General features: G+C 72.1%; 12 protein-coding genes. 5 read left to right on the top strand and 7 right to left on the bottom strand.

What is annotated here, in order from left to right; genetic code table 11:
* Nucleotides 1-250: 250 nt before the first annotated feature.
* Entirely contained in the window at nt 251-2767 is a 2517-nt protein-coding gene (locus tag BX285_RS31905; RefSeq protein WP_310794270.1) for a helicase C-terminal domain-containing protein, read from the top strand.
* Here the strand turns inward: BX285_RS31905 and BX285_RS31900 are convergent.
* On the bottom strand, nt 2680-3786 hold the full coding sequence (locus BX285_RS31900; protein ID WP_121179170.1) for an NAD(P)/FAD-dependent oxidoreductase: 1107 nt from the start codon (nt 3784-3786) through the stop codon (nt 2680-2682). The two genes, BX285_RS31905 and BX285_RS31900, sit on opposite strands and share 88 nt — an antisense overlap.
* 136 nt (nt 3787-3922) lie before the next feature.
* On the opposite strand from BX285_RS31900, the gene BX285_RS31895 reads away from it, so the two are divergent.
* A complete protein-coding gene (locus BX285_RS31895; protein ID WP_097240779.1) occupies nt 3923-4504 on the top strand; it encodes a TetR/AcrR family transcriptional regulator in 582 nt (193 codons plus the stop codon).
* Between the two features lie 131 nt (nt 4505-4635).
* Complete coding sequence (locus tag BX285_RS31890; RefSeq protein ID WP_121179540.1) at nt 4636-5331, top strand: alpha/beta fold hydrolase; 696 nt, start codon at nt 4636-4638, stop codon at nt 5329-5331.
* A gap of 35 nt (nt 5332-5366) precedes the next feature.
* Here the strand turns inward: BX285_RS31890 and BX285_RS31885 are convergent, their stop codons facing one another.
* On the bottom strand, nt 5367-6065 hold the full coding sequence (locus BX285_RS31885) for a hypothetical protein (protein WP_121179169.1): 699 nt from the start codon (nt 6063-6065) through the stop codon (nt 5367-5369).
* A 229-nt stretch (nt 6066-6294) separates the two neighbouring features.
* On the opposite strand from BX285_RS31885, the gene BX285_RS31880 reads away from it, so the two are divergent.
* Together BX285_RS31880 and BX285_RS31875 are read left to right on the top strand one after the other, a co-directional pair.
* Nucleotides 6295-7212: a protein kinase domain-containing protein gene (locus BX285_RS31880; RefSeq protein WP_183107298.1), complete on the top strand. Its 918-nt coding sequence runs from the start codon at nt 6295-6297 to the stop codon at nt 7210-7212.
* A complete protein-coding gene (locus BX285_RS31875; protein ID WP_183107297.1) occupies nt 7182-7604 on the top strand; it encodes a hypothetical protein in 423 nt (140 codons plus the stop codon). Before BX285_RS31880 ends, BX285_RS31875 begins: the two co-directional genes overlap by 31 nt.
* Nucleotides 7605-7869: 265 nt before the next feature.
* Here the strand turns inward: BX285_RS31875 and rbsD are convergent, their stop codons facing one another.
* From rbsD to BX285_RS31850, 5 genes are all read right to left on the bottom strand, one after another.
* Nucleotides 7870-8259 carry a D-ribose pyranase gene (rbsD, locus tag BX285_RS31870; protein WP_121179166.1) on the bottom strand — a complete coding sequence of 130 codons (390 nt, stop codon included), beginning with the start codon at nt 8257-8259 and terminating at the stop codon, nt 7870-7872.
* A complete protein-coding gene (locus BX285_RS31865; RefSeq protein ID WP_121179165.1) occupies nt 8256-9221 on the bottom strand; it encodes a ribokinase in 966 nt (321 codons plus the stop codon). Before BX285_RS31865 ends, rbsD begins: the two co-directional genes overlap by 4 nt.
* Before the next feature lie 97 nt (nt 9222-9318).
* Nucleotides 9319-11265: a substrate-binding domain-containing protein gene (locus BX285_RS31860; protein ID WP_121179164.1), complete on the bottom strand. Its 1947-nt coding sequence runs from the start codon at nt 11263-11265 to the stop codon at nt 9319-9321.
* Nucleotides 11255-12775 (bottom strand): sugar ABC transporter ATP-binding protein, encoded by a 1521-nt coding sequence (locus BX285_RS31855; protein WP_121179163.1) that lies wholly within the window; start codon nt 12773-12775, stop codon nt 11255-11257. Before BX285_RS31855 ends, BX285_RS31860 begins: the two co-directional genes overlap by 11 nt.
* Nucleotides 12772-13806 carry a LacI family DNA-binding transcriptional regulator gene (locus tag BX285_RS31850; protein ID WP_097240786.1) on the bottom strand — a complete coding sequence of 345 codons (1035 nt, stop codon included), beginning with the start codon at nt 13804-13806 and terminating at the stop codon, nt 12772-12774. Before BX285_RS31850 ends, BX285_RS31855 begins: the two co-directional genes overlap by 4 nt.
* Nucleotides 13807-13871: the final 65 nt, after the last annotated feature.

The following is a 13871-nucleotide window of genomic DNA, read 5'->3' as shown; positions in this document are numbered from 1 at the left end:
ACAGGACTCGCACTGGTCTCAGTTCTGGTCTCAAAGCGTGTTGGGGGCAACCCCTCATGAGTTGGGTTCTCGTGTCCTCCGCCATTGCCCGGTAGAGCAGTTGAAGGCCCGGACTGCGTCACGCGGCCCGGGCCTTCGTCGCGCCTGCCCCCGTTGGTACGCCATCCTTGTGCTCCCGGCCGACTGCGGCAGGGCATGGATGTCCTCCTACGTGGTGAGGTGCCCCATCAGCAGGAAGAGCGGATCGGCATTGGTCACCTGGCTGGGCGGCCTGGACGTGGCCGGGTTGGAGCGGGTCCTGGCGGCGCGACCGGACGCGGTGGCGGCTCCGGAGCCGCGCTCGGTCGGGGAACTGGCGGACCGGCTCCAGCGCCCGGCTTCGGTGGCGCTGGCCCTGCCCCGGCTCGCGCTGCCGTGCCTGCAGGTGGGGGAGGCCGTCGCCGCGCTGGCGGCCGTGTCGCGGGACGGTTTGGCGGACATCCTGGACGCGACCAGCGGTGTCCGCGCCCACGCCCTGGATGCCGTCCTGAAGACGCTGGCCGATCGCGCCCTGGTGTGGCCGGTGGGCGACGGGCTGCTGCACGTGGCGGCGCCGCTGCGGAACGCCTGGAGTTCGCCCCTGGGGCTCGACGCGCCGCTCGTGCACCTGCTCGCGAGCTCGAACTCCGCCGAGCTGGGGCGCGTACTTACGAAACTCGACGTCAAACCGGCCGCGAACAGGAAGGAGATGCGGCTGGCGGCGTTGGTCGAGCATCACAGCGATCCGGCTCGGGTCGCCGCGCTGGTGGCCAAAGCGCCCGCAGCGACCCGGAAGCTCCTTGAGCGGCGGGCGCACGAGACTCCGGAGCGACCGGGCTTCATCATGCTCGGGGCTCCGCAAGCCGGCTCCGAGCCCGGCGAACAATGGGCGCTGGAACGGGGGCTGCTGGTCCGGGACCGCCTCTGGTCGGGGTCGGCCCGCATGCCTGCGGAGGTGGCACTCGCACTGCGTGGCTTCGACTGGCACGCCCCGTTCACTCCCGTCCCGCCCGATGTCCGGTCGGCGCCCGTCACCGTCTCCGACGTCGCACGGGAAGCCACGGCCGCCTCGATGGCGTTCGCCGCCCATGCCGTGTCCGTCCTGGGGGTGTGCGCCGCCGCTCCTCTGGCTCGGCTGAAGGCCGGCGGGGTCGGTGCCCGCGAACTGTCCCGGATCGGCAAGGCGGCGCAGTGCGACGAGATCCTGGTACGCCTCGTGCTGGAGACTGCGAGCGCGGCCGGGCTACTGGCCCGGGACGGCGACCGGGTCGCGGCGACCGCCGTCTACGACACCTGGGCCGAGCAGGAACCGGCCGACCAACTCGCCGTGCTGCTCCAGGCATGGTGGGTGCTCCCGCTGACCCCCGGCGGGAGCCGTGACGAGGACGGAAAGGCTCTGCCGGTGCTCGCCGGAGCACCGCCCTGCGGAGGCTGCCTGCAGGCCCGGCACGGGCTGCTCGCGGCCGCCTCGCAGCTCCCGGCCGGCGAAGGCGCGGCGAACTCCGCGGACCTGGGGGCGCTGCTGGTGTGGCTCCGCCCGCTCGCCGACGAACTCGCCCAGGACGTCACGCCGTTCGCCACCTTGATCCGGGAGGCGGAACTGCTCGGCGTACTCGCTCTCGGGGCCGTGTCCCCGATCGGGGCCGCCCTGGTCTCGGGCGACTCCGGAGCCCTGACCGACGCCTGCCGGCGACTGCTGCCCGCCGCCAGCGGGACCGCCCGCTTCGGCAGCGATCTCACGGCCGTGGTCACCGGGACGCCGTCGGCAGCCCTGGTCACGCTGCTGGACTCCGCGGCGGACCGGGAGACCTCCGGTACGGCGTCCGTCTGGCGGTTCACCCCGGCCAGCGTCCGCCGTGCCCTCGACGCGGGCCTGACCCCGGACACCCTGACGGCCGATCTGTCCGACGTCGCCGTCGAACCGCTACCCCAGCCGCTCTCCTACCTGATCCACGACACCTCGCGCAGCCACGGCCGGGTGCGCGTCGTCTCCGCGGCCTGTGTGATCCACGGAGAGGAGCCGGCCCTCCTGGCCGAACTCGCCGCGCACCGCAAGCTCTCCCGGCTCGGGCTGCGGCAGCTGGCACCAACGGTGCTTATCAGCCGAACCCCGCCGGACAAGACGCTCGTGGCATTGCGCGACGCGGGCTACGCGCCCGTCGCCGAGAAACCCGACGGGTCCGTCCGGATGGAGCGGGCCCAACGCCCCCGCGCGGCGAGCCCGGTCCCGCCCCCGCGCCTGCCCGGTGGCACGTTCCGCCCGCAGCGGACGGGTGACCGCACCGAAGCCGTCAGGGCCGCCGTCGACCTGCCTGCCCTCGCCACCCGTCTGCTGGGCGCCCCACCGGAGCTTCCGGAGCCCGACCCGTACGACGGCCGCCCCTACGACAGCGACACCGAGGAGATCATCGCCGGGTACGCGCGCAACCTCTCCTTCTCCGATGTCCGCCAGTTGACCCATGCCGTCAACAGCGGTCAGGCCGTCACGATCGAGTACGTGGCCACCTCGGGCAACACGACCGTCCGCACGCTCAGCCGGCTCGAACTGGATGCCCCCTTCCTCCACGCCTGGTGCCACCTGCGCAACGACGAGCGGGTGTTCACCATCTCCCGCATCCACGGGGTGATGCCCTCATGGCCCGCGACGCAAGGAGTGAGTGCTCAGCAGGCTGCGGGAACCAGGTGGTCGAGGCCCTGTGCGCTGCCCGTCGCGGCCTCGGTCGAGCGCGGCAGCATGACGCGCTCGTAGGCGCGGACGGCGTTGCCGACGCCGGATTCGGTGACGAGGGCGTGGGCGAGGTCGGCGCCGTCGAGCATGGCGAGGTTGGCGCCCAGCCCGACCGGCGGCATCAGGTGCGCGGCATCGCCGAGCAGCGTCACGCCGGGCACGTGCGCCCAGGTGTGCGGGGCGGGCAGCACGTGCAGGGGCCGGTTGACGAAGCCGTGGTCGCTGTCGCGCAGGATCCGCAGCAGGCCCTCGTCCCAGCCGTCGAACATCTCCAACAGGTGCTCCTGCAGGGCCCCTTGGTCGTCGAGGTCGAGTCCGGCGGCCGCGTGCCAGTCCTGCGGCTCGCGCAGCGCGAGGTAGCCGCGGATGTGACCGTTGCTGTTGCGCTGGGCGACCATGGTCCGGCCGACGCCCTTCGCCAGCAGCGATCCGTTGCCGACCAGCCGGGCGAGTTCGGGGTGGCGGGTATCGCACTGGTCGAAGCCGGTCTCGACGAAGGTGACACCGGTGTAGTGGGGTACGGCGGGCGACAGGGCCGGGCGGACCCGTGACCAGGCACCGTCGGCACCGACCACCAGGTCGAACTCCTCGGCCGTACCGTCACCCAGGACCAGCCGGCAGGTGCCGCCCGCCAGCGGGGTGACCCCGGTGACGGCACGGTCCCACCGCACCGTGCCCGGGGTGAGCGAGTCCAGCAGCAGGCCGCGCAGTTGGCCGCGGTCGATCTCCGGGCGGCCCCCGCCAGCGGTCGGCCCTCGCTGCGTGAGGAGGGCACCGGTGGCAGGGTCGAGCACCCGCCACTCGTCGCCCTCGGGGCGGGCGAGGGCATGGAACCGGTCGAGCAGTCCCGCCGACCGCAAGGCGGCCTGGCCGGTGTCGGCGTGCATGTCGAGGGAGCCGCCCTGCGGGCGGGCGTCGGCGTCGGCTTCGCGTTCGAACACCGTGACGGCGCGGCCGTGTTGCTGCAGGACCCGGGCGCAGGTCAAGCCGCCGAGGCCGGCGCCGACGATCGCGATGCGAGGGTCGCGGGCAGAGGGCATGGGTGTGTCCTTCCGAGGGTGGGTGGGTCGCCGGGCGGCCCGGCATCTCCAAGAAAGCACACTCGCTAAATAAGTGCAATGACTACACTTTCGGAGTGGATGCACGTCGGGCTATGGTGGTCGAGTGACCGAAGCGATGGGGCGCCGCGAGCGCAAGAAGGCCCAGACCCGCCAATCCCTGGCCGACGCCGCACTCGAACTCTTCCTCGAACGCGGCTACGACCAGGTCGGCGTCAAGGACGTCGCCGACGCCGCAGACGTCTCGGTGACCACCCTGTTCAAGCACTTCACCAGCAAGGAGGCACTGGTCTTCGACCAGGACGACGACCTGGAAGCGGCCCTCGTCGCGGCCGTGCGCGAGCGGCCCCCGGGCCGGTCGATCCCGCAGGCCCTGCGCGAGCACCTGCTGCTGCACCAGACCCGGTTCGCCGTCCACGCCGCCGACCCGCGGTTCGCCGACTTCACCCGCCTGGTACAGGACACCCCCGCGCTGCGCGACTACTCCCAACGGATGTGGACCCGCCACGAAACGGCCCTGGCGCAGGCCATCGCGCAGGCCGTGGGCGCACCCGAGGACGACGTCAGCTGCGCCGCCCTGGCCCGGTTCGCCCTGGCGGCCCGCAGCCTGATCCTGCAGCACCCCGAACCGCGCCGGGCTGCCGACGAGGCATTCGCCCTGCTCGAACAAGGCTGGGCAGCCTCCCATCCGGGTAACTGACCCGGTCAACGACGAGTCTCGACACGCGCGCATGCGGTGCCAAAGGGCACGGAGACCGATCCTTGACGGCCGGCGCCACCTCTCTACCTATCGTTGGTCGAGAGGCAGCCGAGGCGGACGTGGAGGCGGCGATGAGGATCGTGTTCGTGCACGGGGCGTGTGTGCGGGACGGGTCGTGGTGGTGGCACCGCACTGCGGAGTCACTGCGGGAGCGAGGGGTGCTGAGCGTGGCGCCGGCGCTGCCGAGCTGCGGCGAGGCGGGCCGTCCCGGGGGCCGCGACGGTCCGGGGCTCTCCGAGGACGTCGCGGCAGTGCGGCAGGCGCTGCTCGACAGCGATGAACCCACTGTCGTGGTCGCCCACAGCTACGGCGGCGTCGTCACCGCGGAAGCCGCCGCGGGTGTCGGGTCGGTCCGCCACCTGGTGATGATCTCCAGCTACCTGCCCGAGGTCGGGCAGAGTCTGTCCGACTTCGGCGGCAGCAGCCCCGCCCCGTTCCTCGACATCGACTCCGACGCCGGAACCTTCGGGGTCCGCCCCGAGCTACTCGTGGACGTCTTCCTGCAGGACTGCGCCCCCGAGATCCAGACGCAGGCGGCACACCACCTCGCCCGGCAGAGCGTGCGGGTGACCGGGCAGCCGGTCGGGGCGGCCGCATGGCAGCAGGTGCCCTCGACCTACCTCGTCTGTGCCCGGGACCGCGGCACCCCGCCACACCTGCAGCGGGACTTCGCCCGCCGAGCCGGCAGCATGGTCGAACTCGACTCCGGCCACCACCCGTTCCTGTCCCAGCCGGACACGGTCCGGGACCTGCTGTTGAGCCTTTGACGGCAGCGACAAGGCCGGGCGGCGGGACCGGGAGGTCAGGTGGCGGGGAGGCGGTTCGCCAGCTCCCGGAAGCGGGCGGAGGGTCGCATCATGCCGTTGTCGCCGACGTTCAGGTTCTCCAGCCAGCCGTCCCGGTACCAGAAGATCGACGAGGTCAGCGGGGCCGGATCGTTGGCCTGGAGCTGCTTCGACAGGTCGATCATGAAGCGGATCGCGTTCAGCGACGAGCTGCTGCGGATCGGCGCCGCGCAGAACGCGTTGCTCGTCGGCAGGGTGACCAGGGCGCCGTGGGGGAGTTCGACCCCGCCCAGGGCGTTCTCCAGCCGCAGGGCCTGGGCCGCGCCGGGCCACACCCCCGTCCCGTTGACGGCGTAGAGGACGTCGCCGTTCGTCGCATTGAAGGACTGCCGGTTGAGTTGCTCGGTGGCCAGGTTGGCGAAGGCCCGCTCCCAGAGCTCGGCCCGGCTGACGCTCCACTGGTCGGCGGCGTGCTCGGCTATCGACAGGGCCTCGGTCGTCCCACCCCGCTTCCCGCCGTTGACGCACAGGACGACCGACAGCTCGTCGTCGATCTGCCGGGCCATCGGGTCGGGGCCCAGCCCGCGGGTCGGGGTGACCAGGAGCCGCAGCCGGTCCCGGACCTCGAAGACCGAGATCCCGGCCAGCGCCTTGCACGGGCCGTGCTCGTCGCACAGCGGCTTCGGTACGTTCTTGCGACTGCCGAACAGCGGCATGGGCGGTTCTCCCGGGGGTCGATGCGGTGGGCCGGACCAAGGCCACAGCATCCCACCGGAGTTCGCCGGCCGTCTCACGGATCATCCGATTCTCAGACACACGCAGCCGGCTCACCACCCCGCGGGGCCGCCCGCTGCGGGACCACCCGGCTGCGGCACACTGATCACCACGGCCCCGCCCGGATCCCCCGGCGGCAGAGGCCGACGGGGGGCGGGCATGGAAAGCGGCATGGAGATCGGCAGTGTGGTCGGCGGGCGGTACCGGATCGAGGCCGGCGGGGTGGGGAAGGTCCGGTTCGCGCGGGACACCGGGTCGGGGCAGCCGGTGGTGGTGAAGGTGCCGGCCGAGGCGCCGGGGCCGGCCGTCCGGCTGCGGCACCCGGGGATCGTCACGGTGCTGGAGGCGGGCGAGCACGAGGGCAGGCCGTTCCTCGCCATGGAGCGGCTCGACGGGTACACGCTGGAGGACCACCTGCTGGACGGCTGGTACCGGGCGGCCGAGGTCGCCGACTTCGGGGCCCAGGTCGCGGAGGCCCTGGCGGTCGCGCACCGGGCCGGGATGGCGCACGGCGGGATCGAGCCCGCCCGGCTGCTGCTCACCCCGACCGGAGTCGTGAAGATCCTCGGCTTCGGCACGCTCCCCCCGGCGCCGAGCTCCGACCTGTCCGCGCTCGGTACCACGATGCATGCGCTGCTCGGACACCCGGTGCTGCCCGGCTCGCTGGGCGAACTCGGCGTGATAGTAGCGGAGTTGCTCGACTCACCGGCCGAGCAGGACCCACACCTGACCGGGCAGTTCGCCGCCCGGCTGCGCCGGCTCGCGCAGGACCTGGAGGAGCTGGAGGACCGGGAGCCGGCGCGGCAGCCCCGGGGCCCGGTCGGGGCACAGTCGTTCTGGGTCTACCAGCGCCCGGAGCGGCTGCCGGCGGGGCGGGTCCTGGTCGGCGTACCGGCCACGTCCTCGGACCCTACGGTCGGCCGGCGCCGCACTGTCCGTCGGAAGTACGGGCGGACCCGGGTACGGCCGGTGCCCTGGCTCGTTGAGCGGGTGTGGCTGACGAAACGGACAACGGCGGGGCGCGGGCACCGATGGTGTGGGCGCTGGCGGTGCACCAGGTGGATCAGGGGCGCTCGTTCGCGGAACTGATCGTGGAAGTCGGGTCGGACCTCTACCCGGACCTGATGGAGGCCGCGCTCGACAGCGGATTCACGCTCGCAGCGGGTGAGCCCCCGGACACGAGCGGAGCCGTCGAGGTGGGCGAGGGCCGGGTGAAGCGCCTGGCGCTGGTCGGCGGGCGCCAGACGTGGGAGCCGGACACGCGGGTCGAGGCGTCGCCCGGCTGGCTGGCGGCAGCCGAGGGCCGGGGCACCGCGGTGCTGATCCTCGTGCCGCCCGACACCTGGCCGCCCGACCTGCTCGAACTGGAGCCCGAGGAACGTCTGGACGTCTTCACCCGGAGGTTCGAACGGGAGCTCAGGGCGGGCCGCGTCCTGCACGGCACCGTGTCGGTGCAACGGCGTGGCCCTCTGCCACGTTGAGGCTCCGGGCGCGTTCGGCTCGCGTGGCAGGGCGGACGGAGCTGCCGCAAAGCGGGCGGGGTCCGGCACCCGTGTGGGTGCCGGACCCCGCCCGACAGTGGAGCGCCAGGCCCGGGTTGCACGGACTCTTCCTACTGAAAGTAGGACGTGCTCTGGTAGCACCGCTGACGCCTGGCGAGGAATCATCTCCCTCGCAACGAGAGGAATACTAGCAGGTCAGCAGCCCATCGGTGAAAGTTCGAAAGTTCGAAAGTTCGAAGGTCGATCAGAAGAACACCCCGCACCGCAGCAGCACGTTCGCGTACGGCCGGGCTTCCCCGGTCCGCACCACCAGGCGTGCCCCCGCACTCAGCTCCTTCAGCGTTTCGTGCGGCACGTAGGCCAGTTCGGCGAAGGAGCCGGTCAGCAGCCCGTCCGCGGCGGGGTTCGCCTCCCGTACCTCCTGCGCCGCGAGTGCGCCCTCGATCACCAACTCGTCGAGGAGCCCGGCCAGTACGTCCTCGAACGACGGGATCCCCGCCCGGAAGGCGAGGTCGACCACCCGGGGCCCGTCCGGAACCGGCATCCCCGCGTCGCACACGAGCACCTGGTCACCGTGCCCCAACGCGGCGACGGCTCCGGCGAGATGGCGATTCAGAATCCCGCCCTTCTTCACAGCGCCTCGACCTCTTCGGCGGTGGGGAACGACTCCTGGGCCCCCCGCCGCGTCACGGCGACGGCGCCCACCCGGGCGGCGTACCCGGCGGCCTCCGCGAGCGAGGCCCCCGCGCCCAGCTTCCAGGCCAGGGCAGCCGTGAAGGAGTCGCCGGCACCCGTCGTGTCGACGGCGTCGACCTTCACCGACGCGACCCGTACGACCTCCTCCCCGGCGGACGCGACCAACGCGCCCTCCGAGCCGAGCGTGACCACGACCGACCGGGGCCCGCTCGCAAGCAACTCCCGCACCCATGCGGCGGGATCGTCGGCCGAGCGGGAGTCGTCGTCGGCGCGGGAGTCGCCGGCCGGGCGGGAGTCGTCGACGGCCTCGCCGCCCAGGATCACCCGGGCCTCGTGCTCGTTGACGATCAGCGGGTCGCAGGCCGCCAGCACCTCGGCCGGCAGCGCCTGCGGCGGAGAGGGGTTCAACACGAACCTCGTGCCGGACGGCAGTTGCCGCACGACCTCCACGACCGACTCCAACGGGATCTCCAACTGCGTCGAGACCACCCGCGAGGCGCGGAACAGCGGCCCGGCGGCCCGGACGTCCTCCGGCGTGAGCCGCCCGTTCGCACCGGGCGACACCACGATGCTGTTGTCCCCCGAGGGGTCGACGGTGATCAGTGCGACGCCGGTCGGGGCCCCGCCCACCAGGACGCCCTCCGTGTGGACCCCCGCGCTGCGCTGCGACTCCAGCAGCAGTCGCCCGTTCGCATCGTCCCCGACCCGCGCGAGCAGCGCCGTGCGCGCCCCGAGCCGCGCGGCGGCGACCGCCTGGTTGGCCCCCTTGCCGCCGGGATGGACGGCGAGGTCCGACCCGAGCACCGTCTCCCCGGCCCCGGGCCTGCGCTCGACACCGATCACGAGATCGACGTTGGCCGACCCCACGACCAGCACGTCGTAGTCGTACGTGAAACCCATGAAACTCCCCAATCAGGAAATCCGAAAAGCAGGAAATCCGAAACGAGGCGGCCGGAGCCCCGCTTCCGCGGGCACCCCGGCCACCCCTTTCCCCGTCTCAGCCGCTGAACCCGGCCACGGTCTCCTTCGTGACCACCTTCACCGGCACCTTGATGGTCTCCTCGACCTTCTCCCCCTTGATCGCCTTGACCGTGTTGTCCACGGCGATCTTCCCGAGCTGCGACGGCTGCTGGGCCACCGACGCGTACAGCGCCCCCTGCTCGACCGCCTTCAGCCCGTCGGGAGTCCCGTCGAAACCGACGACCTGCACGGATTCGCCGGCCTTGGACCCGAGCGCCTTCACCGCGCCGAGCGCCATCTCGTCGTTCGCGGCGATGACACCCTGGACGTCCGGGTGCGCCTGCAGCAGGTTCGACATGACGTCGAGCCCCTTGGTCCGGTCGAAGTCGGCCGGCTGCTGCGCGACGACCTCGATCCCCGGGTATGCCTCCAGTCCCTTGGCGAAGCCCTCGGCCCGCTCGCGCGCGGCGGAGGTACCGGCCAGCCCCTGGAGGATCACGATCTTCCCGCTGCCACCGAGCTTGTCGGCGATGGCCTTCGCCGCCTGCTCGCCGCCGGCGACGTTGTCGGAGGCGACCAGTGCGTTCACCTCGGCGTTGTTGACGCCGCGGTCGACGGCGATGACCGGGATCCTCGCCTTGCCCGCGGCCTGCACGGAGTTGCTCGCCGCGTCGGAGTCCACCGGATTGACGACGATCGCCGCGAGCTTCGAACTGGTGAAGTTCTGCAGCTGGTTGGCCTGCTGCGAGGCGTCGTTCTGCGCGTCGGTGACGGTCAGGTCCACCCCCAGCAGCTTCGCCTCGGCCTGCGCACCCGACCGGATCTGCACGAAGAACGGGTTGTTGAGCGTGGAGAGCGAGAGGCCGATCTTCCGGGTGCCGGCCTTCGGATCGCCGTGCAGGAACGACGTCGCACCCACGATCGCCACCGCCACGACAGCCGCGATCCCGTACGTGGCGGCCTGCCTGCCCCTTCCGCCGCCTGGCGCCCCGATCGCCGTGGGAGAGACCCCGGCCTTGCGCCGCACCGTGTCGAGCAGCACCGCCAGGGCGATGACGACACCGATGACGACCTGCTGCCAGAACGCGGAGACGTTCAGCAGGTTCAGCCCGTTGCGCAGCACCGCGAGGATGAGCGCGCCGATCAGCGTCCCCGACGCCTTGCCGGTACCCCCGGCGAGGGAGGCGCCGCCGATGACGACGGAGGCGATGGCGTCCAGCTCGTACCCGGTGGCCGCCTGCGGCTGCGCGGAGGAGAGCCGGGAGGCCAGGACGACACCGGCGACCGCGGCGAACACACCGGACAGCGCGTAGATCGCGAGCTTCTGCCGGGGCACCCGCAGACCCGAGAGCCGGGCCGCCTCCTCGTTGCCGCCGATGGCGTACATCGAGCGGCCGATGTACGTACGGCCGAGGACGAACGCCGTGACGAGCCCCATGGCCACCATGACCAGTACCGGCACCGGCAGCCACCCGCCGAGCGTGTCACCCAGGTGGGAGACGGAGGCCGGGAACGCGATCGGCGATCCGTCCGAGATCACCAGTGCCAGGCCACGCCCCACCGACAGCATCGCGAGCGTCGCGATGAACGGCGGCAGCTTGCCGTACGAGATCAGGAAGCCGTTCACCAGGCCGGCGGCCACGCCCGTCGCCAGCGCCAGCAGCACCGCGACGGCCACCGGCACTCCGTGCGCCGTGGCGCTCCACGCCAGCACGGTCGCCGACAGCGCGGCCACCGAACCGACCGACAGGTCGATGCCCGCCGAGACGATCACGAAGGTGACGCCGAAGGCGAGGACGGCGGTCACGGCCGCCTGGACGCCGACGTTGAGCAGGTTGTCGGTGGTGAGGAAGTCGCCCGACAGCGCCGACATGGCGATGACGAGGGCGATCAGCGCGGTCAGCGCGCCGTTGTCGAGCAGCAGACGGCGCAACGCCGCGGCGCCACCGGCGCCCGTACCGCCCTTGAGCGTTTCAGCGGCCACGGGGGGCCTCCAGTTCGGTAGTGGGATTGCTCACGGCCAGCGACATGACCGCGTCCTGCGTGGCCTCGTCGGCGGACAACTCGCCCGCGATCCGGCCCTGGGCCATCACCAGCACCCGGTCGCTCATCCCGAGCACCTCGGGCAGATCGCTGGAGATCATGAGGACGGCGGCCCCGGTCGCCGTCAGTTCGTTGATGAGCTGGTAGATCTCGACCTTGGCGCCGACGTCGATGCCGCGCGTGGGCTCGTCGAGGATCAGCACCTTGGTGTCGGCCAGGAGCCACTTGCCGATGACGACCTTCTGCTGGTTGCCGCCGGACAGCGTGCGCACCTGCTGACCGAGCCCGGCCATCCGTACGCCGAGTTGCCCGGCGATCCGCTCGGCGGCGTCGTGCTGACCCCTGAGGTCGACGATTCCGGCCCTGGTGGCGGCCTTGAGGGTGACGAGTCCGAGGTTCTCCTCGACCGACTGGTCGAGCACCAGCCCCTGACCCTTGCGGTCCTCGGGCACCAGCCCGATCCCCGCGGTCATGGCGGCGCCGATGTCGTGCCGCTTCAGGTCGGCCCCGGCGACGCGGACCGTACCGCGGTCGTACGGGTCGGCCCCGAACACGGCCCGGACCACCTCGGTGCGCCCCGCCCCGACCAGCCCCGCGACGCCGACGACCTCGCCGGCCCGCACCTCGAAGCTGACGTCGTGGAAGGCACCGTCCCGGGACAGTCCCTCCACGGACAGCAGCGCGGTGCCCGGGACGGCCCGCTCGCGCGGGTACTGCTGCTCGATGGACCGGCCCACCATCAGCCGGACGAGCTCCTCCTCCGGCGTGGAGGCGGGCACCTGCCCGACCGACCTGCCGTCCCGGATGACCGTGACCCGGTCCCCGAGGGCGGCGATCTCCTCCAGGTGGTGCGTGATGAAGACGATCCCGACGCCGTCCTCGCGCAGCCTGCGCACGATCACGAACAGCTTCTCGACCTCCTCGGAGGTCAGCACGGCGGTCGGCTCGTCCATGATCAGAACCCGCGCGTCCAGGCTCAGCGCCTTGGCGATCTCGACCATCTGCAGGCGTGCGATGCCGAGTTCGCGCACCCGCGCGCGGGGCGACACGCTGACGCCGACGCGATCCAGCAGCTCCGAGGCGTCCGCCTCCATCCTCTTCCGGTCGATCACCCCGAACCGGCGCGGCTGGCGCCCCAGGAAGATGTTCTCGGCGACCGTCAGATCGGGGACGAGGTTGAACTCCTGGTAGATGGTGGCGATCCCGAGTCGCTCGGAGTCCTGCGCACCATGGATGCGGACCTCCTCACCGCCGACCAGGATGCGGCCCTCGTCGGGGGTGTGGGCACCGGAGAGCATCTTGATCAGGGTGCTCTTCCCCGCGCCGTTCTCACCGAGCAGCACATGGACCTCGCCCCGCCGCAGGTCGAAGTCGACGCGGTCCAGCGCGACCACCCCGGGGAAGGTCTTCCGTATGCCCTCGATGCGCAGCAACTCGTCCGCGTTGCTCACGACTGGCTCCTGTTCGTTGCGGGGTTCTCGTTCGTCACGGGGTTCTCGCCGCACGAGCGGCGAACGACGAGACGGGCGGGGAGCGTCACCGAGCGCGGCGGCCGCCCCTCGATGCGGTCCACGAGCGCGCGCACGGCGGCCCGGCCCAGCTCGCCCGTGGGCTGGGCGATCGCGGTGATCGGCGGGTCCGTGTGCACGAACCAGGGGATGTCGTCGAACGCGGCGAGCGCGATGTCCTCCGGCACCCGCAGGCCACGGGCGCGTACGGCGTCCAGCGCGCCCAGCGCCATCAGGTTGTCCGCCGCGAACACGACCTGCGGGGGCTCGGCGAGGTCGAGGAACCGCTCGGTCTCCCGCCGGCCGCTGGCTGCCTGGAAGTCACCCTGGCCGATGTACTGGTCCGGCAGGTCGAGGCCGCACTCCGCCAGCGCCTCGCGGAACGCCTCCACGCGCTCCTGCCCGGTCGTGGTGGCCGCCGGCCCGGCGATGATCGCCAGCCGCCGGTGCCCCAGCCGGTGCAGGTGCACGACGAGATCCCGTACGGCACCCCGCCCGTCCGCCCGCACCACCGGCACGTCGACGCCGGGGATCCACCGGTCCACGAACACCATCGGTGTCCCGGCCCGGGCGGCGTCCAGCATGAGCGGCGACCCGCCGTCGGTGGGCGAGACCAGCAGCCCGTCGATACGGCGGTCCAGCAGCGTCCGTACGTGGTGGTCCTGCAGTTCCGGCCGCTCGTCGGCGTTACCGATGATCACGCTGTACCCCAGCGCCCGCGCCGCTTCCTCCACGGACCGTGCGAGCTCGGTGAAGTACGGGTTCAGCACGTCGCTGATCACGAGGCCGAGCGTGTGGGTCTGGTCGGTACGCAGCGACCGCGCCACGGCGTTGGGCCGGTACCCGAGCGATGCGACGGCGGCCAGCACCCGCGCCCGCGCGCCCTCGCTCACCGACGGGTGCTCATTCAGGACACGCGAGACAGTGGCGACGGACACGCCTGCCTCGGCGGCGACGTCCTTGATGCTCGTCACAGCCGCCCCACCTCCTCGTGGAATCGATTACATCAACGCGTTCCCCCGATTGGAATCGATTACAT

The sequence above is a fragment of the Streptomyces sp. 1114.5 genome (assembly GCF_003635085.1).
Classification (GTDB): Bacteria; Actinomycetota; Actinomycetes; order Streptomycetales; family Streptomycetaceae; genus Kitasatospora.
The sequence above is the reverse complement of the archived record's forward strand: the minus strand, read 5'-3'. Positions and strand labels throughout refer to the sequence as shown.

Excerpts from the sequence above, each read along its gene's own strand:
- BX285_RS31900 (WP_121179170.1), bottom strand. The coding sequence starts at position 3,786 with ATGCCCTCTGCCCGCGACCCTCGCATCGCGATCGTCGGCGCCGGCCTC.
- BX285_RS31895 (WP_097240779.1), top strand. The coding sequence starts at position 3,923 with ATGGGGCGCCGCGAGCGCAAGAAGGCCCAGACCCGCCAATCCCTGGCC.
- BX285_RS31890 (WP_121179540.1), top strand. The coding sequence starts at position 4,636 with ATGAGGATCGTGTTCGTGCACGGGGCGTGTGTGCGGGACGGGTCGTGG.
- BX285_RS31885 (WP_121179169.1), bottom strand. The coding sequence starts at position 6,065 with ATGCCGCTGTTCGGCAGTCGCAAGAACGTACCGAAGCCGCTGTGCGAC.
- BX285_RS31880 (WP_183107298.1), top strand. The coding sequence starts at position 6,295 with ATGGAGATCGGCAGTGTGGTCGGCGGGCGGTACCGGATCGAGGCCGGC.
- BX285_RS31865 (WP_121179165.1), bottom strand. The coding sequence starts at position 9,221 with ATGGGTTTCACGTACGACTACGACGTGCTGGTCGTGGGGTCGGCCAAC.